The organism is Pseudomonas sp. UBA6699, from assembly GCF_002454615.1.
Classification (GTDB): Bacteria; Pseudomonadota; Gammaproteobacteria; order Pseudomonadales; family Pseudomonadaceae; genus Aquipseudomonas; species Aquipseudomonas juntendi.
In genome coordinates, this window is the sequence record NZ_DKJF01000098.1 from 40395 (window position 1) to 61649 (window position 21255).

General features: G+C 61.1%; 19 protein-coding genes and 5 pseudogenes. 11 read left to right on the forward strand and 13 right to left on the reverse strand.

What is annotated here, in order from left to right; translation table 11 throughout:
* Nucleotides 1–377 precede the first annotated feature (377 nt).
* Nucleotides 378–1400 (reverse strand): zinc-dependent alcohol dehydrogenase family protein, encoded by a 1023-nt coding sequence (locus B3361_RS18615; protein WP_054904294.1) that lies wholly within the window; start codon nucleotides 1398–1400, stop codon nucleotides 378–380.
* 206 nt (nucleotides 1401–1606) lie between these two features.
* Between B3361_RS18615 and B3361_RS18620 the strand changes: the two genes are divergently transcribed.
* The 6 genes and pseudogenes from B3361_RS18620 (at nucleotide 1607) to B3361_RS18645 (ending at nucleotide 6082) form a co-directional block, all read left to right on the forward strand.
* Nucleotides 1607–2521 carry a LysR family transcriptional regulator gene (locus tag B3361_RS18620; protein WP_029884809.1) on the forward strand — a complete coding sequence of 305 codons (915 nt, stop codon included), beginning with the start codon at nucleotides 1607–1609 and terminating at the stop codon, nucleotides 2519–2521.
* A gap of 311 nt (nucleotides 2522–2832) precedes the next feature.
* Nucleotides 2833–3015: pseudogene (locus B3361_RS18625) on the forward strand (AbrB family transcriptional regulator); the annotation flags it as partial.
* 21 nt (nucleotides 3016–3036) lie between these two features.
* Nucleotides 3037–3375: pseudogene (locus B3361_RS18630) on the forward strand (aromatic alcohol reductase); the annotation flags it as partial.
* 174 nt (nucleotides 3376–3549) lie between these two features.
* Entirely contained in the window at nucleotides 3550–4893 is a 1344-nt protein-coding gene (locus B3361_RS18635) for a chloride channel protein (protein ID WP_225624672.1), read from the forward strand.
* A gap of 223 nt (nucleotides 4894–5116) precedes the next feature.
* Nucleotides 5117–5695: pseudogene (locus tag B3361_RS18640) on the forward strand (GNAT family N-acetyltransferase); the annotation flags it as partial.
* A gap of 27 nt (nucleotides 5696–5722) precedes the next feature.
* Entirely contained in the window at nucleotides 5723–6082 is a 360-nt protein-coding gene (locus B3361_RS18645) for a cupin domain-containing protein (RefSeq protein WP_054903858.1), read from the forward strand.
* A gap of 31 nt (nucleotides 6083–6113) precedes the next feature.
* Here the strand turns inward: B3361_RS18645 and B3361_RS18650 are convergent, their stop codons facing one another.
* From B3361_RS18650 to B3361_RS18660, 3 genes and pseudogenes are all read right to left on the reverse strand, one after another.
* Entirely contained in the window at nucleotides 6114–6530 is a 417-nt protein-coding gene (locus B3361_RS18650; protein ID WP_009685506.1) for a DUF6691 family protein, read from the reverse strand.
* Between the two features lies 1 nt (nucleotide 6531).
* On the reverse strand, nucleotides 6532–6957 hold the full coding sequence (locus B3361_RS18655) for a YeeE/YedE family protein (RefSeq protein ID WP_054903857.1): 426 nt from the start codon (nucleotides 6955–6957) through the stop codon (nucleotides 6532–6534).
* Nucleotides 6958–7104: 147 nt separating this feature from the next.
* Nucleotides 7105–7581, reverse strand: a pseudogene (locus tag B3361_RS18660) (universal stress protein); the annotation flags it as partial.
* A gap of 309 nt (nucleotides 7582–7890) precedes the next feature.
* On the opposite strand from B3361_RS18660, the gene B3361_RS18665 reads away from it, so the two are divergent.
* Complete coding sequence (locus B3361_RS18665; RefSeq protein WP_054903856.1) at nucleotides 7891–8127, forward strand: hypothetical protein; 237 nt, start codon at nucleotides 7891–7893, stop codon at nucleotides 8125–8127.
* A gap of 338 nt (nucleotides 8128–8465) precedes the next feature.
* Here the strand turns inward: B3361_RS18665 and B3361_RS18670 are convergent, their stop codons facing one another.
* The 3 genes from B3361_RS18670 to B3361_RS18680 form a co-directional block, all read right to left on the reverse strand.
* A complete protein-coding gene (locus tag B3361_RS18670; protein ID WP_054903855.1) occupies nucleotides 8466–10013 on the reverse strand; it encodes a sensor histidine kinase in 1548 nt (515 codons plus the stop codon).
* Nucleotides 10014–10261: 248 nt separating this feature from the next.
* Nucleotides 10262–10444, reverse strand: coding sequence for a hypothetical protein (locus tag B3361_RS18675; protein WP_009685512.1), 183 nt, complete (start codon nucleotides 10442–10444; stop codon nucleotides 10262–10264).
* 38 nt (nucleotides 10445–10482) lie between these two features.
* The gene (locus B3361_RS18680) at nucleotides 10483–10620 is read right to left on the reverse strand and encodes a hypothetical protein (protein WP_154211174.1); all 138 of its coding nucleotides are present in this window, start codon (nucleotides 10618–10620) and stop codon (nucleotides 10483–10485) included.
* A 192-nt stretch (nucleotides 10621–10812) separates the two neighbouring features.
* Between B3361_RS18680 and B3361_RS18685 the strand changes: the two genes are divergently transcribed.
* Both B3361_RS18685 and B3361_RS18690 read left to right on the forward strand, forming a co-directional pair.
* On the forward strand, nucleotides 10813–11820 hold the full coding sequence (locus B3361_RS18685) for a zinc-binding alcohol dehydrogenase family protein (protein ID WP_054903854.1): 1008 nt from the start codon (nucleotides 10813–10815) through the stop codon (nucleotides 11818–11820).
* A 139-nt stretch (nucleotides 11821–11959) separates the two neighbouring features.
* A complete protein-coding gene (locus B3361_RS18690; protein WP_054903853.1) occupies nucleotides 11960–12817 on the forward strand; it encodes an SDR family oxidoreductase in 858 nt (285 codons plus the stop codon).
* A 28-nt stretch (nucleotides 12818–12845) separates the two neighbouring features.
* On the opposite strand, the gene B3361_RS18695 is transcribed toward B3361_RS18690, so the two are convergent.
* Together B3361_RS18695 and B3361_RS18700 are read right to left on the reverse strand one after the other, a co-directional pair.
* A complete protein-coding gene (locus tag B3361_RS18695; protein ID WP_054903852.1) occupies nucleotides 12846–14918 on the reverse strand; it encodes a hybrid sensor histidine kinase/response regulator in 2073 nt (690 codons plus the stop codon).
* Nucleotides 14919–15120: 202 nt separating this feature from the next.
* A pseudogene (locus tag B3361_RS18700) lies at nucleotides 15121–16720 on the reverse strand (hybrid sensor histidine kinase/response regulator).
* A 212-nt stretch (nucleotides 16721–16932) separates the two neighbouring features.
* Between B3361_RS18700 and B3361_RS18705 the strand changes: the two are divergent.
* On the forward strand, nucleotides 16933–18156 hold the full coding sequence (locus B3361_RS18705) for a zinc-dependent alcohol dehydrogenase (RefSeq protein ID WP_054903851.1): 1224 nt from the start codon (nucleotides 16933–16935) through the stop codon (nucleotides 18154–18156).
* Nucleotides 18157–18183: 27 nt separating this feature from the next.
* Here B3361_RS18705 and B3361_RS18710 read toward each other — a convergent pair whose 3' ends face one another.
* From B3361_RS18710 to B3361_RS18720, 3 genes are all read right to left on the reverse strand, one after another.
* Nucleotides 18184–18708, reverse strand: a complete 525-nt coding sequence (locus B3361_RS18710) for a hypothetical protein (RefSeq protein WP_054903850.1) — start codon at nucleotides 18706–18708, stop codon at nucleotides 18184–18186.
* Between the two features lie 59 nt (nucleotides 18709–18767).
* On the reverse strand, nucleotides 18768–18926 hold the full coding sequence (locus tag B3361_RS18715) for a hypothetical protein (protein WP_009685520.1): 159 nt from the start codon (nucleotides 18924–18926) through the stop codon (nucleotides 18768–18770).
* A gap of 119 nt (nucleotides 18927–19045) precedes the next feature.
* A complete protein-coding gene (locus B3361_RS18720) occupies nucleotides 19046–19342 on the reverse strand; it encodes a DUF6555 family protein (protein WP_009685521.1) in 297 nt (98 codons plus the stop codon).
* Nucleotides 19343–19530: 188 nt separating this feature from the next.
* On the opposite strand from B3361_RS18720, the gene B3361_RS18725 reads away from it, so the two are divergent.
* Nucleotides 19531–19995, forward strand: coding sequence for a hemerythrin domain-containing protein (locus B3361_RS18725; RefSeq protein WP_054903849.1), 465 nt, complete (start codon nucleotides 19531–19533; stop codon nucleotides 19993–19995).
* Between the two features lie 41 nt (nucleotides 19996–20036).
* On the opposite strand, the gene B3361_RS18730 is transcribed toward B3361_RS18725, so the two are convergent.
* Nucleotides 20037–21146, reverse strand: a complete 1110-nt coding sequence (locus tag B3361_RS18730; protein WP_054903848.1) for a Gfo/Idh/MocA family protein — start codon at nucleotides 21144–21146, stop codon at nucleotides 20037–20039.
* Nucleotides 21147–21255: the final 109 nt, after the last annotated feature.

Genomic DNA, 21255 nt, shown 5'->3' on the forward strand with positions numbered 1-21255 from the left:
ACGTGAGCCTTCACTGTCGCCAGGCCATGGAGAAGAATTCACCCCTGCAATGCTCTGATTCAGGCCTAGCCGTACGCATCCCTTACTCCTTGCACAAAGTATCATTGCGCCATTATCGAGTGATGCGAAGCGAATTGAAGATACAGATCACGGTAAAAAAACCATTCAGCAAAGCGCTAAATTCACCTTGACCCTCTAACCACGCACATGCAACCGCAAATGATTGGCGGCATGTTTCCATTGGCATTTAATTAATGAATTATATGTAGTCCGCTTCGTCTTTTATTGTAGGAATATTCCCACTTTAACGATGACGTTACTTTATTCCGCGCACAAAAAACCCGGGGCTGGCCCGGGTTCACGGTGAACTGCAGTGATCAATGCTGCGCCATATCCAACACCACGCGCCCACCGCAAGGGCACTGGTCCATGTAGCGATGCGCCTCCACCACCTGCTCGAACGGGTACACCTTGATGATCTGCGGGGTCAGCAACTGGTCGGCGGTGAACTGGTTGATATCACGCAAGGCACGCTGCAGCGCCACCTGGTCCTGGCTGATACCCAGTTCCGGCTTGCCAGTGAAGTTACCGATGCAGTGCACGTAGAACTGGATGTTCTTCTGGAAGGCCGCGCAGGCTGGGAACGGCGTCTGGTTGCCGCCTTGAAGGCCATACAGTACCAGGCTGCCCCGCGGTGCCAGCACATCGCCCAGCAACGACATCTGCGGCCCGCCCATGCCGTCCAGAACCATGTCCACGCCGCGCCCATCGGTGTACTTGCCGACCTGCATCAGCAGGTCCTGCTCTTCGGTGACGATTACCTTGTCGGCGCCCAGGCCCAGCAGGTAGTCACGCTGCTCGGCATCCTTGGTGGCGGCGAACACTTTAAGCCCCAGCGCCTTGCCCAACTGCACGAAAGCGGGGCCGGCACAGTGGCTGGCGTCGGTAACAAGCGCAGTCTGCCCGGCCTTGGCCCGTGCCAGGTCCACGTAGGCGAAATAGGCAATCAGCAGCGGCGTATAGTGCACGCTGGCCTCGATCGGGGTGAGCACCTGCGGATAGCGTGTGATCGCGGTCCGTGGCAGCACGATGACATCCCCGTATACCGGGTGGTCATTGGCGCTGGTAGCGGGAAAACTGGCAACGCGGTCACCCACGGCAATGTCTTCGATCCCTTCACCAACCGCCGTCACCACACCGGCCATCTCATGGCCGATACCGGCCGGCAGGCGTGCCTGCGAGGGCGCCAGGTTCTGCCGCCAGAGCACGTCATACCAGCTGACGCCAACCGCCTCGACGCGAATTTGCACTTCGTCGACAGCGGGAGACGGTTCGGCCTGCTCCTCGCAACGGAGCACATCGGCAGCGCCGAACTTGTGGAAACGGATCATGCGGGACATCGCAAACCTCGCCTTTGTGAACCTCTAATTACCACTGACTCTATCCGGGCTTTTGCAGTTAGACCACCAGTGGTCATTAATAGTCGACATGCCTGTCATCGATTGGGCACCTGACATTCCCTGCAATTGGCTCCCGTAAACCCGTGCAGGGTAACAGCCTTTGGCCTTAAGATTCACCCCTGCCCCCCTTCAGGCGAAGCGCACCGATGAATCGAAACGACCTGCGTCGTGTAGACCTCAACTTGCTGATTGTGTTCGAAACGCTGATGCACGAGCGCAGCGTGACCCGTGCGGCGGAAAAACTGTTCCTGGGCCAGCCGGCCATCAGCGCGGCCTTGTCGCGCCTGCGCAACCTGTTCGACGACCCGCTATTCGTACGCACAGGCCGCAGCATGGAACCCTCGGCGCGGGCCCACGAAATCTTCGCGCTGTTATCGCCCGCGCTGGATTCGATTTCCACCGCGGTGAGCCGCGCAGCCGAATTCGACCCTGCCACCAGCAATGCCGTATTCCGCATCGGCCTGTCGGACGACGCCGAATTCGCCCTGCTGCCGCAACTGCTCAAGCGCATTCGCGCCGAGGCCCCTGGCATCGTGCTGGTGGTGCGCCGGGTGAACTACCTGCTGATGCCGACCCTGCTGGCCTCAGGGGAAATCTCGGTGGGCGTCAGCTACACCAGCGAACTGCCCGCCAACGCCAAGCGCAAGGTGCTGCGCCGCAGCGCGCCGAAACTGCTGCGCGCCGACAGCGTGCCTGGCAGCATCACCCTGGACGACTTCTGCGCGCGGCCACATGCATTGGTGTCGTTTGCCGGGGACTTGTCTGGCTTTATCGACGAGGCGCTTGACGAGCTGGGTCGCAAGCGCCATGTCGTGCTGGCGGTACCGCAATTCAACGGGTTGGGCAGCTTGCTGGCGGGGACCGATATCGTGGCGACGGTACCGGACTACACCGCCGATGCGCTGACGGCTGCCGGCGGGTTGCGGGCGGAGGACTTGCCGATACCGGTACGTAGTTTCGAGCTGCACATGGCCTGGCGTGGCGCGCAGGATAACGACCCGGCGGAGCGCTGGCTGCGGTCACGGATACAGATGTTTTTTGGGGATCCGGACAGTCTTTAGGGGCGACGAATCCGGTTAATGGCTGAGCTTCACTACAAGACTCGACACATCGCTTGCACAGTTCTCACTACCTTGGCGATCACACAGCCCTACGGGTTGCGCTGTCGCGCAGAGATCCCAATTCGTAAGCGCCTCGCGGGCTGTATGGGAGCGGGCGTGTCGAGGCGTTGAACCGCCGCGACTAATCCAACGCGGTGGCTGGCACCGGCTACGCCGGTATTCGCGGCGGTTCGACGCCTCGACATGCCCGCTCCCACAAGCCCCCGCTAAATCAATAAGTTGTGGATTGTTATATGAGAGAGCGCCGATTCAGCTGCGTAGACACCACCCATGAAGACCCTGCCATCGGTGCGTTCCTGGGTTTGCTGGAGGCTGATATCCGAAGCGGACGCAACCTCACCACCCTGCCGGAAAACTTGGGGCAAACCATGCTCGCCAACGCAAACCACTCCGTAAACCTGGACGAAGATATCGACGGTGAGGTCGCGCTCTGATGGTGCGACATAGCTGGACCCCCAGACGACATCGGCGCTCTCACGGCGGAAATCGTCTTCTTCGAACCTCGCTTGCGCAACGAGATTGTCTATCTTGCAGGCGACACGGTTTCGTATGGGCAAGTCGCACACATCCTCGAGCACGCGCTGGGTCGTCCTTTCAAAACCAGCGTGTGGACTGTCCCGCACCTGATGGACGAATTGAGAAAAGACCCTACTCATCACATCAAAAAGTACCGTGCTGTATTCGCTCAAGGCAGAGGGGTGGCTTGGCCAAAAGCGGGAACCTTCAACGAACAGCAGGGGATTCCAGTAACCACCGCAGAGCAGTGGGCTCGGGCGAATCTTGCGAGCAAGTGAGCGCGACGACAGAAGCTGGCTTGCGAGAAACGCCTTGGCTCGACAGGGGATGCTGAACGACGAAAAGCGCAAGGCTATCCATACAGCACATCCGATCCCTGCGCCGTATTCGAGTAGGCCAGCCTGCGAAAACACGCCATACTCACGGCTTTACAACTCAGCCGTGTGTGGCCAATGTCCGAACCGAGTCGTCCAGTCCCTACCCTCTTTCGTCATTCACGCTGGCGAGAATGGCGTCAGCGGCTGGCGTTCTGGATCGGGGCGCTGCTGGTAGGGCTGGTTGCGCTGGCTTTCGCTTGGCTGGCCGACGAGGCCTTCGCCTCGTTCAAGCGTTTGGTGGTCCGGGCACCCTGGGCTCCCCTGCTGATAACCCCAGTGGGTTTTGCCCTGCTGGCCTATCTGACGCAACGCTGGTTTGAGAATGCCAAAGGCAGTGGTATTCCCCAAGTCATCGCTGCCCTGGAAATACCCTCTCGACGGCTGCGAGCCCGATTACTCTCGCTCCCTGTGGCTGCCGCACGCATGAGCCTGACTTTGGGCGCGCTGCTGGTCGGAGGCTCGGTTGGCCGCGAAGGCCCCACCGTGCATATCGGCGCGGCTGTGCTCTATACCTTTGGCCGGCGCCTGGGCCTGCATGGCCGGCGAACAATCGCAGGCCTGGTGCTCGCCGGCGGCGCAGCAGGTATCGCAGCGGCCTTCAATACCCCATTGGCGGGCATTGTGTTTGCCATCGAGGAATTGAGCCGCACGTTCGAGCAACGATTTAGCGGGCTGGTGCTCACTGCGGTACTGATCGGCGGCGCCGTCACCCTCGGCTTGATGGGGCATTACGCCTATTTTGGCGAAATCAGCGGTCGTGTGCCGACGGGCTGGGGCTGGAGCGTCGTACCGGCTTGTGCAGTGCTGGGTGGGCTGCTGGGTGGCTTTTACGCCAAGCTTGTGCTGCCAACCGACAAGGGATTGCTAGGCCGCCTATGTGCGGCACGCGGGCGTTATCCCGTGCGTTTCGCTGCGTTCTGTGGGCTGTTGCTGGCCACTTTGGGGCTCGTGTCTGGCAATCATGTATTTGGCACTGGGTACGAAGAAACACGCGCTTTGCTTGAAGGCCAGCCCATCACGGACTCAAGCTTTCTGCTGTGGAAGTTCTTGGCCAATGTCGTTTCCTACCTCTCCGGTATCCCTGGCGGTCTGTTTTCGCCCTCGCTCAGCATAGGTGCGGCATTTGCGCCCGTGTTGGGTTTGATCCCCAGTGTCGACCCGCAAGCATGCGCACTGCTCGGCATGGGTGCCTACCTGGCGGGTGTCACGCGCTCACCACTCACTGCCTCGGTCATCGTGCTTGAACTGACGCACAGCCCGGACCTGGCCATTCCCATGCTGGCAGCGACACTGATGGCCGCCGCCATCTCTGGCTGGGTATCGCCCGTCTCGCTCTATCATGCGCTGGCCAGGCAGATCATCGACAAGCTGCAGGTTCCGGCGCCGGCCGTTTCCAAACCTGGCGCTCGCGAGCAGTGAATAATCCTGCTTTTCCCGCCTGATGACACGCGCCTGGGACTCGAGCATCCGGGCCGAAAAATGGGTGTTGGCCAAGGTCCTGACCAGCGGATGCACCCAAGTGCATGTTCATACCGTCGCGCATTGTGCCGACAGTGTTCGCCTGGAGCATCATGCCCGCCCTGCAAAGCACCTACCCTCCCCCGGTCAACGGTGTAAACCCGCCACCCCGCCACCCGATCCCATGGAAGCCCTGGACATGCTTACCCACTTCAGACCTGCCGAGGCCTCGGACGCGCCGGATATCGCGCGCTTCTTTCAACTGACATCAGAAGGCATGGCCGATTACATATGGAGCAAGCTGGCCGCGCCGGGAGAAGCATTGCTGAGTGTGGGTGCGGCTCGCTATGCCAGGGAACAGGGCGATTTTTCATACAAGAACTGCCTGATGGCCACCTGCGAAGGTCGCGTCATCGGCATGATGCACAGCTATGCACTGCATGCGGCCCCTGACCGGCAGGTCGAGACAGATCCGGTACTCGCGCCTTACGCCGACATGGAAATACCCGACACCCTGTACATCTCCAGCCTGGCCCTGGATGAGGCCTGGCGCAGCCAGGGCCTGGGCGTGCAGTTCCTTCGCCACGCCCAGCAACGCGCCGAGGACCTCGGCTTGCAGGGCCTGTGCCTGATCGACTACGCGGAAAACCACGGTGCACGGCGCTTCTACGAACGCCATGGCTTCAAGATCGTGAAAACCTGCCAGATCGTGCCGCACCCGATGCTCGCCGTCACCGGCGAAGCCTATTTGATGTATCGCCCTAACCCCCAACCCGCTCGAGAAATAACCATGACCCAGAAACTGACCGTGTTCCGCGAGATGGATATCCAACCGGTGCGCGACCTGCCCTTCTTCGAAGAGGTGGTGGAAGGCGACCCGCACACGCTGACGTCCAAGTACTACCACGATGAACAGCAGGGTCGTATTTCCGGCGAATGGGAGGCCAGTACCGGAGCGTGGCGTATCGACTACAAAGTCTGGGAATTCTGCCATGTGTTAAGCGGGCGCTGCGTGATCGAGCTCGACGGCTGTGCGCCGGTCACCCTCGCCGCTGGCGACACGTTCATCATCGAGCCCGGCGCCAAAGGCAAGTGGACTGTGCTGGAGGACATGAAAAAGAACTTCGTGATCCTCGTGCCCGCAAACTAGTCGGCGCAGGCGCGTGGGCGCGCCTGTCAATTCAGCGGCGTGACGCTTCCACGGCGCTGAATACCAGCATGCCCACGAGCATGGCCGCCACGAACAGCCAGGCTTGCCAGTAACCGCCTACCAGCAGCACCAGTGCCGGGCCCGGGCAGATGCCAGCGATCCCCCAACCGACCCCAAACATGAGGCTGCCGCCCACCAGCCGCCGGTCGATGTCGCGCCGCGTCGGCAACTGCATCCGGCCACCCAGCAACGCCACGCTGTGCCGCCGCGCCCAGGTCATGGGCAGCAAAGCGATGCCGATGGCGCCAACCATGACCAGCGCCAGCGAGGCATCCCAGCGCCCGGCCAGGTCGAGAAACCCGAGCACTTTCGCGGGGTTTGCCATGCCGGATAGCAACAACCCCAGGCCAAACAACACGCCAGCCAGAAAACCACTGAGCCGCTGCATGTCAGTTACCTGCCAGCACATGACGAAGGATATAGACGGTGGCAAACCCGGCCACCATGAAACTCAGCGTTGCTACTGCCGAGCGCGGCGACAATCGGGAAAGGCCACACACACCATGGCCGCTGGTGCAGCCTGCAGCGTAACGGGTGCCGAGGCCGACCAGCAGCCCGGCGACCACCAGCCACCCGGGCGAAACCGTAAAGTGCGCAGACGGCAGGGCCGTAAACAGTTGCCACAGCAACGGCGCGGCGAGGATGCCGAGCAGGAATGACGCTTTCTCGCCACGCCCCTCCCCGCCACGTTGCAGCAACGACCCGAGCAGGCCGCTGATACCCGCGATACGCCCATTGGCCACGGCAAACAGCGCAGCAGCCAGGCCAATCAAGGCGCCGCCTGCCAGCGCCGTCCAAGGGGTGAAATCGTTCATGCACAACGCCTCGAAAAATGCCACGTAAGGGAAACACCGACGTCGACATTATGGCATTGCTGGCAGGCAGCCTCCATTGACGGTCGCGAACAGTGCCTGTGCCAACGCACCGCAGGTGCTGTCGTGCAGCCCATCACAACTGCCAAGTCAACCTTGAGAACGCTCAGGCGAGATCACCAGCACACTGGACGACAAGCGATGCAGTACCCGTTCGGCCGTACTGCCAATGAACCAGCCGATACCACGGTGGTGATAACTGCCCATCACCAGCACGTCGGTGTCATGGTTGTCCATGAACAGGGCCAGCGCCTTGGCCGGGTCACCGATGCGCATATGACGGTGCTCGACCGCTATGCCGTTACGCTCGGCCAGCGCCTGGAAGGCATCGCTCTGGGCTTCATGAAGTGTGTGCGCCAAGTTGGAGTCGAACAGGAAGGCGTGTTCCCGACTACCGTCGGCGTCCAGGTACATCGAGCCCAGGTCGTAGGCATAGAGCAACTCGATTTGCGCATTGCACTGCAAGGCCAGTTTCAGCGCCTCGCTGATGATCTGGTCATTGAAACCCTCGATCTGATCCTCTGGCCTGGACAAGTCCACCGCCGCCAGGATGGTGCGGGGCCATGCTCGGCAGACTTGACGTTAGTCAACTGACGCGCTCACGACAACGGCATTCATCCCAACGCGGGTATTTGACGCAGATCAACCGGTTGCCGGACGCCAGGCACAACCTGACCCCATCGCAACGCCCTCACCCGTCAGGCAAGGTATCGTCAACCTGCGCGGCAGCCTGGTGGAAACACTCGACATGCCGGCTCTGCTGGCCCTGGAGAAAGGCGAGCCTGCCAATGGAAGACTGCAAGCCCTGACCGTGCCATGCTAGATACGCTGATGGCAGTAGCGCCGCTGCTGCGCAATCGATAGAGGTTCACTAGCATGGACGACACACTCGCCAAACTCGACCACTACATCGAAACCCTCGGCCCCATCGCCGATGCCCTCGAGCAGCAGGTTGGCCCCTGCCCCGGTACGCGCCCAGCGCTGATCGCGTGGCTGATGGAATGGAAGGGCAGCCACCCGGCACACAGTAAAATCGAGGGTGATCCGCCCTGCTTGCCTGCCAGCCTGAAAGCGGCCTACCGCCAATGGGCGAAACTGCCGGCCAGCGAATAAAGGTAATCAGCCCGCTTAGCGATTGCCGCAGGCCGCTGCGCACGGAGCATTGCGAGGTTACCTGCGGTCGAACGCTGCTGGAGACCGATGGCGACCTCAGCCAGTACCTGTACCCTGCCGAGGTCACCCGCCCGGGCTTGTCAGTACTGCCCGCCGAACACCGGCCCGAATACAGCTCGCCGCCTGCGGCCGGGCTATATAGCTGCGGGGGCTGCGGCTTTGCGACCTACCATGAGGCTGAAGATACGCGCTGCTGCAAACGTTGTGGCCATGGCGTCTGGTCGCCGGCCCTGGACGCCTTGCCCAGCCGATAAGGCAGGCTGCCAAAGCCGGCAAGGCTAGAGCTTGAAGCGGACATGAATACAGCTCTTGCTGGCCTGGCGGTCGATGGTCACCGCGGCGCTACCATACCCGGAATAGCTTTTGACCAGGCGCATACCCAGGCCGGTGCCCGTCGGCTTGGGGTAGTTGTCCGGGAAGCCATCGCCTTCATCGCGAACGGTGAGCAATGCATGGTCGCCTGCATGCTTGACCAGCACCTCAATGGTGCCTTTGCCGTACTTGAGCGCGTTGGTGATCAGCTCGGAGATGACCAGGCCCAGGGGCGCCATACGTTCAGGCGGCAGCACGAAATCATCTGCCTCCAGAACGATCTTGCGGTCTGCCAAGGCCTTGCCCAAATCGCCGAGCAATGCATTCAGATATTCTTCAGCATGCACGTCTTGGTCTTCAGCGGTCTGGTACAGCCGCTCGTGAACACTGGCAATGGTGACTACCCGGCCAGCCGCGGTTTCAAGCTGCAGCTTGACCGCCGCGTCGGCTGCCAGGTTTGCCTGCAGCAGCAGCAGTGTGTTCACCAGGTGCAAACTGTTCTTGACCCGATGATGAATCTCCTCCAGATAGAGGTCGCTGCGGTCTTGCCTGGTGTTCTGCGCCTCGATCAGGGACAGCAGTTGGGCCTCGTACTGATGCCGTGCGGTGATGTCGCGCGAAACGGCGATCACTCGCTCAACCTGGCCATTCACGCCCATGATCGGCGCCACCGTCACATCCCACCATCTCGGCTCAGTAGCCGATAACGGGCAATACGCTTCGAACCGAATGGTCTCGCCAGCGCCGACTTTACCCAGCGCCTCCCACACAATCGACCTCGATTCCTCTGGCCACAGCTCATGCCAGCCCTGGCCTGTGACTTCGGCAGCGCTGGCGTTCATGAAGGTCAGGCCAGCTTCGTTCATGAATTCGATGTGCCCGTCGGCAGACATGATCTCCACCCAGTCAGGGCTGGCATTGAGGATCGTCTCGGAATAGGGGTCGGGGTGAGGCGCCTCGACCCCTGCGGCAATCCGTTCGGCAGCCAGTGAAATGACGGTAGCGATCCCTTCCAGGAACACCAGGTCGCTTTCCACGAAATCCTCACCGTTGCTGCTGTCGGCCTCAAGCACGCCGAATGGGCCGAGTACACCGCGAATCGGTACATTGATCGCGCGCTCGATACCGTATTTTTTCAGCAGCTCAGGGGTGCGGAACCTATTTTCCATGCCCAGATGGTTCGACAGTACCGGCCTGTAGGTGGCCAGCGCATACCCTGCCGGGCTGGCTTCATCTGCACCCACGGTAGCCCTGCCGATGTCTGCAGCATCCCAGCCAACCCCATGGGACAGGACGAAACCGTCGCCGTCCAATTCAGGCTGGAGCACCTTGGCGTAGCGCGTATTCATGCCCTCGGCAACCACTTCACAGGCGCGCGTCAGCAGCAGGTCGAGTCCTGTGACCTGCAACGACACCACGCCAAACTCGACAACCAGCTCATGTTGTCGGTGAAGGCGTGCATGGGTTCGATTCAAGACTGCACGGATCGTTTCGTCCGTAGGTAGCTGCTGCATAGGGTTCCCTTTGTAGTGTGCAGGAACGCGTCCAGCCTCCATACGCAGCGAAGGCGGTTCGCTTACCGCCCTCCTACAATAGCCGCTAATCGATGTACGCGCGCCAGTGCTCGCCCCGCTGCGCCAGCGTAGGGCTGGACGTCAATGGTCACTTTACGCGGTAAATTCAGGGGGCGGTGCATATTATGACGAGGCGTGCAGCAGCGCTGTGCCTGTTCAGCCGGTGGGTGGCGCCCCCTGCAGCGTTGCTACAGCTCATACGGGGTGGCCATGGGCCGCGTAGCACGCTGGCTCAAACCTTCTACCGCGGTAACCCGGGCAATTTCAATACCATTGCGCACGATGACAACCACCGTGCCATAGATGACTTGTTCGAGGATGTACTCAAGGCTGGTCTGGGCTTCGGACAGGTCATATTTGACGTGGTGCACGATGGCGTTCCTTTTGGGAGGTTCGATTGGGGTGAGGTTCACCCCGCAGGCAAGCGGCCCGTGTAAGGCCAGATGCTGGTCAATATGATGATGCGCCCGCCGGGGAATGTGCTGCCTAAAAACGCCACCGCTGAAAAGATTTTCGATTGTTTATTCTGATTTTCCAGAATTTGCACATTATCTATTCATTGAGGTGAATGTCTGATCACTTCACAGCCCCATCAGGGCAAGCGCAAACCGGGGCCGGGTCGCGAGGCCCTCAATGCATTTTCACGCCTGCAGAGAAAGTCTTGCTTCATGCAGGCTGTTTTTCCAATCACTTGAAATGCTTAGCCTGCACCCACTTTCCCAGCCTCTGGATACAACCCATGAAAGCCGTCGTCTATACCCAACCCGGTTTGCCCATTCAGGACCCACAGTCGCTCTACGACACAGAATTGCCCGCGCCCCAGGCGGGTGCCAGGGATCTGCTGGTCGAGGTCAAGGCCATTGCGGTAAACCCGGTCGACACGAAAATACGGGCAAGCCGTGGCGGCCAACAGCCACAGGTGCTCGGCTGGGACGCTGTCGGGGTTGTGCGCGAGGTAGGCCCTGAAGTGACGTTGTTCCGGCCCGGCGACGAAGTGTTCTACGCCGGTGCCATCGACCGCCCGGGCAGCTACAGCGAGCTGCATGTAGTTGACGAGCGTATCGTCGGGCACAAGCCCCGTAGTCTGAATAACGCTGATGCTGCGGCGTTGCCGTTGACCTCCATCACCGCCTGGGAGTTGCTGTTCGACCGCCTGGGCATCGCAGAGCAGGCTGGCCAAGGGCAAAGCCTGCTGGTGGTCGGCGCTGCCGGCGGGGTGGGCTCCATCCTGATCCAGCTTGCCAGCAAGCTTACGCAATTGACGGTGATCGGTACCGCCTCCAGGGCTGAAAGCCAAAAGTGGATCGAGGAACTGGGTGCGGATCATGTCATCGACCACACCCGGCCGATCGCCGCTCAGCTTGCAGCGCATGAACTCGAGTGCGTGGACTATGTGATCAGCCTGACGCACACCGATACCTACCTGGACCAGTTGGTAGAAGTGCTTCGCCCTCAAGGCAAGCTGGCGCTGATCGACGATCCGGCGCAGCTGGATGTCGTGCCCCTCAAGCGCAAGTCACTGTCGCTGCACTGGGAGCTCATGTTCACCCGCTCGCTGTACCAGACCGACGACATGATCAAGCAACATCATCTGCTCGAACGCGTCTCCAGCCTGGTCGACAAGGGCGTGCTGCGGACTACCCTGGGCGAGCACTTCGGTGCAATCAATGCCGAGAACCTCCGGCGTGCGCACGCCGTCATCGAGAGCGGCAAGGCCCGGGGCAAGATCGTGTTGGAAAGCTTCTGACCGGAGCGCGAAGCAATCGCGCCTTGGTTCACGAGCGGGGGTGGCACCGCTCGTCGCTTCCTCGGCGCATTGGAACCAACGCGCAGGTACCAGCCTCCTCGAACCGGTATGAGCATTCTCAACTGCAGGAGCTTTTACCATGCGCGACTACCCTACCCCGCCGTTCCCGTCTCAACCGCAGAGCGTTCCTGGTACGCAGCGCAAGATGGAGCCATACCCGGATTGCGGCGAGCAGTCCTATACCGGCCATGGCCGGCTTGCAGGCAAGATCGCCCTGATTACAGGGGCCGACAGTGGCATCGGCCGGGCGGTGGCCATCGCTTATGCCCGGGAAGGTGCAGATGTTGCCATCAGCTACCTCGACGAGCATGAGGATGCGCAGGAAACCGCACGCTGGGTCGAGGCGGCAGGCCGCCAATGCCTGATGCTGCCTGGTGACCTGGCGCACAAGCAACACTGCCAGGCCATCGTGGCCAAGACCGTCGAGCGGTTTGGCCGCATCGATGTCCTGGTGAACAATGCCGCGTTCCAGATGGCCCACGAAACCCTGGAGGAAATTGACGATGATGAATGGGTGAAAACCTTCGATATCAACATCACCGCCATTTTCCGCATTTGCAAGGCGGCGTTGCCTTCCATGCCCAAGGGCAGCTCGATCATCAATACCAGTTCGGTGAACTCCGACGACCCCTCCCCCAGCTTGCTGCCGTATGCGGCGACCAAAGGTGCCATCGCCAACTTCACGGCCGGCCTGGCGCAGTTGCTGGGCAAAAAGGGCATTCGCGTGAACAGCGTAGCCCCGGGGCCCATCTGGACCCCGTTGATTCCGGCGACCATGCCCGACGAGGCGGTCCGGAACTTCGGCTCCGGCTACCCCATGGGGCGCCCTGGGCAACCCGTCGAGGTTGCGCCGATCTACGTGCTGCTGGCATCTGACGAAGCCAGCTACATCAGCGGGTCGCGCTATGCCGTGACAGGTGGTAAACCGATTCTTTGACGGCAGAGCCGCCCTGCCAACCCCGGCATTATCGTTCGGGCTGCGCGCCTAGCATGGCATGTACCCTGGCCACCAGTTCGTCTACGGCGAAAGGCTTGGTCAGTAAAGCCGATGGGTCGCGCAGAAGCTCGTGCTCGAACAAGGCCGGGTTGGTGAAACCCGTCATGAAGATAACGGGCAGCGCCTTGCGAATCTGGCGGCTGGACGACGCCATCTGAAGACCGTCAATGCCGCCAGGCAGCCCGACATCCGTTACCAGCAAATCGATGCGTGTGTCGGAAGACAGCAGCTGCAAGCCAGCCTGGCTATCCGCCGCCTCGATGACCGTACACCCCAAACCGCCGAGCACATCACTGACGAACAGGCGCACGGAGGGTTCATCGTCAACGACCAGTACAGTACGGTCAGACCACCGGCCACACAGGCCATGCTCGAGTGCTGCGCGGCCCGCCAACTGCGGCTGGCCCCTCTCTGCCGGCAGGGACAATTCAACCCGCGTCCCTACCCCCTCCTCAGAACTGATCCTTACCTGGCCACCCGACTGCTTGGCAAAACCGTAGACCATCGACAAGCCCAGCCCAGTGCCTTCGCCTATCGACTTGGTGGTGAAGAACGGCTCGCACGCCTTGGCGAGCGTATCTGCACACATGCCCATACCGTTGTCGGTGACGCTGATGGTCAGGTACTCGCCTGGCTGCAGTTCGGCATCCAGCCCAGGGCCTGCCTCCAAGGTATGGTTGGCCGTAGCGATCGTGATCGTGCCAGGCTTCTGCGCCAGGGCATCGCGGGCATTGATGCAAAGGTTCAACAGGGAGTTTTCGACCTGTACCGGGTCAACCAGGCACGCGGCCAACTGCGCGTTCAGATTGACCTTGAGGGCAATCGACGGTCCGACCGTGCGGCTGATAAGGTCCTTCAAACCCTCGACCAGCTCATTGACATCGGTGCGCACGGGCAGCAACGGCTGCCGACGGGAAAACGCCAGTAACCGGTGGGTTAACGCTGCGGCCTTCTGCGCTGCCCGGTGCGCGACTTCGAGGTAGCGCTCAACGTCTGCAGTGCGCCCAGCCTTGCCGCGCATCCGGGCAAGGTCAAGGCTGCCAATGATGCCTGCCAGCAGGTTGTTGAAATCGTGGGCGATGCCACCAGTGAGCTGACCGATGGCCTCCATTTTTTGCGCCTGGCGCAGTGCCTCCTGCGCCGCCTCACGCTCGGCAACCGCTTCGCTGACCCGCTTTTCCAGCGTGCGGTTCAGCTCCAGCAGTTCAGCTTCCGCCTGCTTGCGCCCGGAAACGTCAATCGATGAGCCGATCAGGCCGATGATCTGCCCGGCTTCATCGACCAGCGGGGCCTTGACTGACAACCAGGTGGTTGCCGAGCCATCGGGCATGTCGACCCGCTCTTCAACCTGCACGGTCTTGCCGCTGCCCATCACCATCCGATCCGTTTCCATCACCTGGCGCGCCTGGTCCTTGTCTTCCAGGAACTCCAGGTCGGTCTTGCCCAGGTAGAATTCGGGCGGTTTGCCAATCAGCTGCGTCGCGCCGTGGTTGGCAATCAGCATCCTGCCGTCGAGATCCTTGGCGTAGACCACGCCCGGCACGGCGGCCGTAAACGTGCGCAACAGCGCCGAGACCCGATCGCGTTCCGCTTCGGCGGCCCTGCGCGCTTCGATGTCCATGAGCACACCCGGGAACCGCACGGCTCGCCCGCTATGGTCCAGCTCGGCATGGCCGTTGGCTTCGATCCAGTGGTAGACACCGTCCTCGTTACGCACGCGGTATTCACAGCGAAACGCTCCGCCGTTGGCCACTGCCCGCTGGATATCCTGATGCACCCGCGCACGGTCATCGGGGTAAATCGCCGAAAACGCTTCAGCCAAGGGGATGCCGGCCTGACACTGCTGCGCAGGAATGCCGAACGAACGGGAGAAACGCTCGTCTGCAGTGACCCGATCGTTGGGAATATCCCAGACCCAGGTACCGACGATAGCGGCTGCCTCCAGCACAAGTCGCAATTTTTCCGAGGAATCATCTGCAATAGAGAGTAATTCAGAACGGGTATTCAATGCCGACGGTGCGGCAACCCCCTCTTTATTCATGATCCACCTCTGTGGGAGCCTCATAATCCTGGCAATGTCGGCAGCCGCTGCTCACCGACATGTGACGCTGGTATAGGTCACGGACCAAGCTGTAGACGAAGGTGTACAGAGCCTATGACCCTAGCGCAAGTGTTGGACCACAAGCAGGTGCAAACAATTCAATAACTTGGAAGGGCTCAGTCGGGCAGCCGCTGGCCGCGGCTCAGGTAACGCCGGTAGGCCCATCCAGCACCTGCCTGACCCGGCGGGCCAGGTCATGGGGCTGGCAAGGCTTGGATATCACCTCGAACTCCGAGCCGCCGATGTCGGTGCGCTCGATCGAATTTTCAGCATAGCCAGTCGTGAGCAACACCTTGATCTGCGGTTGCAGCCTGCGCACCTCCCGGGCAAGCATGACGCCGTTCATGCCGCCTGGCATGATCAGGTCGGTGAACAACAGGTCGTAGCGCTCGCCAGCCTGGATTAAGCTTCAACGCTTCCCGCGCATTGAGCACCATGTCGGCAGCGTAGCCGTAGTCCTCGAGCACCATTTTTGCCAGCTCTGCCACATCCGGGCGGTCTTCCACGATGAGGATACGCTCTGAGCCCCCACCGCGTTCGGCGGTCTTCACGGCGGGCTGCTGGACGACCTTGGCGTCGTCGACGGGGAAGTACAGGCGCAGGGTCGTGCCTTCCCCCTCTTCGGTGTAGATGCGCGCAGCACCCCCGGATTGCCTGGCGAAGCCGTAGACCATCGACAGGCCCAGCCCCGAGCCCTTGCCCTCTTCCTTGGTGGTGAAAAACGGGTCCATGACGCGGTCACGGATGCTGGCCGGCATGCCTATACCATTGTCGGTCACGGACAGGCTGACATAGTTGCCGGGCAAAAGGCCGTCGAAGGAATGGTTGATGTCGGTGACCAGCACATTGCGGGTTTCAATGAACACGTGCGGGCGCTTGCGCCCTATCAGCGCGTCGCGCGCGTTCATGAAGATATTGAGCAGTGCCACTTCGGCCTGCGTGGGGTCGATGCGGCAATTGCGCAGGTCGGCCTCGAAGTCGAACTCCACCAGAACATCGGCGCCGAAGGTCCGCTCCATCATGGGCCGCAGGTCATCGACCAGGTGGTTGAGGTTGAGCACGCGCCCATGCAGTTTCTGCTTGCGGGCGAAGGCCAGCAACTGCTTGGTCAGGGTGCTGGCGCGCTCCACCGCCGTCTGCGCGTGCCCCACACTGCGGCGGATGCGATTGAGGTCGACCTGAGTCTTGTCAGCCTCATTGGCGATCAGCCCCAGGTACCCACCCATCACCTGCAACAGGTTGTTGAAATCGTGGGCGATACCGCCTGTGAGCTGGCCCAGCGCCTCCATTTTCTGGGCCTGGCGCAAGGCGTCCTCGGCATCGCGACGGCGGCTGACGTCCAGCTGCGAGGCAAAGTGATAGATCAGGTCGCCGCGCTCATTGAAGATCGGCGAGATGAACAGCGCGTTCCAGAAGCTGGAGCCATCCTTGCGGTAATTGAGAATTTCCGTGGCGATATCCACACGCTGTTCGATGCTATCGCGCAAGGTTGCGACCACCTCGGTATCGGTTTCCGGGCCCTGCAGGAACCGGCAATTGCGCCCGAGGATCTCTGCCAGCTCATAGCCGGTCATGTCGAGGAACGCCCGGTTGGCGAAAATGATGGGGTTATCGTCACGGTTGGGATCGGTGACGATCATGGGCATCCGCGTGGTTTCCACGGCCGCGAAGAACATGTCGTGGGGCAGCTCGGAAATATCCCCTGAAGCCTGGTTACTGACGCGGGCCTTTTTACTGCTCACGGAAAACTCCTCGATCATTACCGATGCAGGTCCAATCTGGACAACGACAGCGGGCAGATTGCTCAATGCAGACAGCAGCGCTGCCAGGCCTGCGCTGCCGGCGCATGTGGCCCACCGAATTTGCCAATAAATTGCCGTTTCTGAACGTTGCCGACTTGCCGAGTTCCCCGGCATGGACCATCTTGAAAGCAGCCACCGCAGGAGTCGTATCCATGAGAGCACTGACTTACCACGGGCCACAGGACGTTCGCGTCGACAATGTTCCGGATCCCATCCTCGAGCACGACGACGACGTCATCTTGCGAGTCACCGCCACAGCCATTTGCGGTTCTGACTTGCACCTGTACCACGGCAGGATCCCGGAGACCAAACCTGGCGACATTTTCGGCCACGAATTCATGGGCATCGTCGAAGAAACCGGGCGCGGGGTTACCCACTTGCAGGTCGGTGACCGCGTGGTGATCCCGTTCGTGATCGCCTGTGGTAGCTGCTTCTTCTGCCAGCTCGACCAGTTCGCCGCCTGCGAAACCACCAACCGAGGCCGCGGCGCCATCGTCAACAAGAAAAGCATCCCACCCGGCGCCGCCCTGTTCGGTTACAGCCACCTCTACGGTGGCGTGCCCGGCGGCCAGGCCGAGTATGTGCGCGTGCCGAAGGCCAATGTCGGCCCGTTCAAGGTGCCGACAGCGCTGCCCGACGACAAGGTGTTGTTCCTCTCCGATATCCTGCCCACCGCCTGGCAAGCAGTTACCAACGCCCAGGTGGGCCAGGGTTCGACGCTGGCGATCTACGGTGCCGGCCCGGTCGGGCTGCTGAGTGCCGCCTGTGCGCGGATGCTGGGCGCCCAGACCATCTTCATGGTAGATGCCAACCAGCACCGCCTGGCCTTCGCCCACGACACCTATGGCGTAGTGCCGATCAATATCGAGGACGACGACGACCCGGCCGACAGCATCATCCGCCTCACCCCGGGTATGCGTGGGGTAGATGCCGTGATTGACGCGGTAGGTTTCGAAGCCAAAGGCAGTACCGCCGAAGCGGTGTTGACCGCACTGAAGATCGAGGGCAGTAACGGCAAGGCACTGCGCCAGAGCATTGCCGCCGTACGCCGCGGGGGCATCGTCAGTGTGCCGGGGGTATACGCCGGGTACGTACACGGGTTCATGTTCGGCGATGCCTTCGACAAAGGCCTGACCTTCAAGATGGGCCAGACCCATGTGCAGAAGTTCCTGCCCGAACTGCTCGCCTGTATCGAGAACGGGCGCCTGCAACCCGAACTCATCGTGACCCATCGCATGGCCCTGGAGGAGGCGGCCTTCGCCTACAAGATGTTCGATCAGAAGAGCCACGACTGCCGCAAGGTCATACTGGTTCCAGGTGCTGCGCCAAGTAACCTGGCCGCGAGCGTTGGCACAGGGTTACCACGCCATCGTTGAGGCGAGGTCTGCTACCGGCGGCGTTGCTCAGGCCAGCTGGATGAACACCGCATAGGCACCCAGGATCAGCCAGAACACCAGGAATATCCACGGTGTACGCAGCGAGAACAGCAGCGACTTGCGGTGCCCGGCCTGTGATGTTTCCGCCTCACTGAACAGAGGCGACTCGTCATAGGCCAGGCCCATCAACGGCTCGCTGCGCAGCAAATGGCTCTGTTTGAGTTGCCAGTGCTCGATGATGCGATAGGCCGCGCGGATACCGGGCCAGGCATTGAGCGAGCTGAGTATGCCAAGCAAGGCCAGAAACGGCGGGACCATCAGGGTGAACATTTCGCCCCAGCTCTGGTTGAGGTTACCCATCGATGACACGAACGCGATGACCAGAAATGACTGTGCGGCCAGGTAGGCGTCGGTGCGGTTGGCAAGAATACTGGTCTCATACTGGATTTCACCGCGATAGAAATCCAGCCGCTCCTTGGGTGAGCCGAACATATGGGCGTTGTGTGCGCTGACCTCATGCTCCGGCGTGGTGGGGGTTATGATGCGCGGCACAGGTCGGCTCCTGATGGGTGAGATCTGATGAACCCTGGCGGTTGCAAGCACGCCCAGCCTCAGGCGCCGTGCTCACCCTTCTCGCGCGCTTCCTTCTGGGCGGTGGAGTCATGCGAAGTGCCCCCGGAGCCATCCGGGCGCTGGGCATCGTTGTCGCGCTCCTGTTCGCCGGTGGTTTCGGCCTGCTCGGTGGCTTTGTCCTTCTCTGACGCTGTCATGGTGCTTATCCTCTGCTGTGTGGTGTTAATGAGGGCCGGTAACATGAATCTGTAGCCCCCGACGAAGTTCAGCGGGTCTTGCCAAAGCAGGATCAACGGCAGGCGGCGTGCGGGCGGTCTCAGCTTTTGCCCGGCCCGCCATTCGAGAACTTCTTCACATCAATGGGCTGGGCAACGAACTCCGGGCCATCCCCCGAGGCGCGCCAGCGCACATTCCCGATGCCATAGCGCTCAGCCATGGGGCGGCTGACCTTCTTGATCGTGTGCTGGCCAAAGCGGGGAATAATTCCTACGCCTGCATCACAGCTCGCCCAGTGCCAGGCCTCGGCGTTGTCCATACGCCCCAGGCGGATGATGAAGGTGCGAAATTCACCGTGAAGCTCATACTCGATCACATACAACTGCTGCCCTGCCATTGGACTCTCCTCCATCGATTCAGACTAATGGAGTGAACCGACGCTAGAAAATTCAGAAATTTTTGACCACTTGGTCATTCCCCTGCTCAGTACGCCGGTTCGCTGATCAACCGCATTGAACCTTGCCGCTTGGCGCTGGCTCAACACTTCACGACCGTGACCTTTTTCCCGCCTATGAGGGGTACCACATGAACGCAATCGAACTGTTGATCCAGGACCACCAGTTGGTGAAGAAACTGCTCGAAGAACTGTCCTCGACTACCGAGCGCGCGGTAAAGAAGCGTGCCGAGCTGCTTGCACGGATCAAGCAGGAACTCGACATCCACACGGCCCTGGAAGAAGAGATCCTGTACCCGGCGATCAAGCAGGCCGGCGGCAAGGAAGAGGCCAAGATGTATTACGAGGCCAAAGAGGAACACCGCACTGTCGACTCGCTGGTCATCCCGGACTTGCTGCACACCGAAACCGGCACTGTGGAGTTCGCCGGCAGGGTCAAAGTGATGAAGGAGCTGCTCGAACACCATATTGAGGAGGAAGAAAGCGAGCTGTTCCCCACTGCCCGCAAGCTGTTGGGCAAGCAGGAGCTGGAGGAAATGGGGCGGGCCATGGAGGCGCAGAAGAAATTGCTCAAGGAAGAGCAGCGAGCGGCATGACCTTGGCCTGCGCGCCCTCCCCGGGCGCGCAGCCACCGGCTTTATTCAGTAGGCGATTCAGTGTTGATCATAGGTGCCGCCTCTGCCAGCGCAAAGGCCCGGCGCTGCTCACGCCGACGGGCGAACGCACGCGCAGGCAACGGCTCCAGGCGTTGTGGCTGGCCAGTCAGCAAGGCGCGCTCGATTGCCGCCACTACCCGCACGTCGCGCCAGCCTTCGTCACCGTCAGGTTCCGGCATTTCGTTGCGCAGAATGCAGTCGGAGAAATAAGCGGTCTCCCCGGCAAACTGGTCGACAATCGGGTTGACGTGCACACGCGTTTCGCCACCGATCGTGGCACGGTAACTGATAGCGACCCCTTCCCCGTAGCCGAAGCAAGGCGAAGCTTCGATCTCGCCTTCTGTACCCAACAGCTGGAAGCGTTCGGTGTCTGGCAACGTGTAGCTGACGGTGAACTGCGCCAGCCGCTCTTCGGGAAAGCGCAGGCTCACAGTGACCGTGTCCCAGGTTTGCAGGGTGCTGCCCGGCGAGTGGACCCCCACTGCGCTGACCTCGATCGGTTCGGCATTGAACAACTGGCGGACCATGTTCAGCGGATAAGGGCCCATGTCGGGCACCGGCCCGGCAGCAAAACCGTTCTGTGCCCGGTGGTTGCCAGGTTTGACCCGTTGGGTGAAGGTCGAGGTAAACAACCGCGGGTCGCCGAAATGGCCAGCATGCACACGCTCGATCATGTCCAGCGTGCCAGGCTCGCAGTGCAAGCGGTAGGCAATCATCAGCTTTGCCCCCGAGCGGTTCGCCGCCTCGATCATCGCTTTGCAATCCGCCTCGCTGGTGCCCATCGGCTTTTCCAGCAGCACGTGGATACCGGCCTCCAGTGCGGGGATCACAAACTCGCGATGGCGGAAATTAGGTGTAGCAACATACACCGCGTCCACCTCACCGGCGCTTAACAGCGTCGCATACTCCTCGTAGGCATAGGCTTTGAGCCCATATTGGGCGGCCAGGTGAGATGCCTTCTGCGCATCGCCGGTGACCAGTGCGGTGATTACCGAGTTGTCGGTCTGGCCGATGCCGGGCATGAACGCGCCTTGGGAAATCGAACCACCGGCCACTACGCCATAGCGAATCTTGCCTGCTGCGGTAGGCATTGAGCTGTTCCTTTTCATCGGGATGGTTGAGCGCTGAGCCATCAATTCGGGCGAGCCGATGGGTGGAGAAAATCCAGATATCGGCCTGCCCCAGGGCTGGATACGTGGT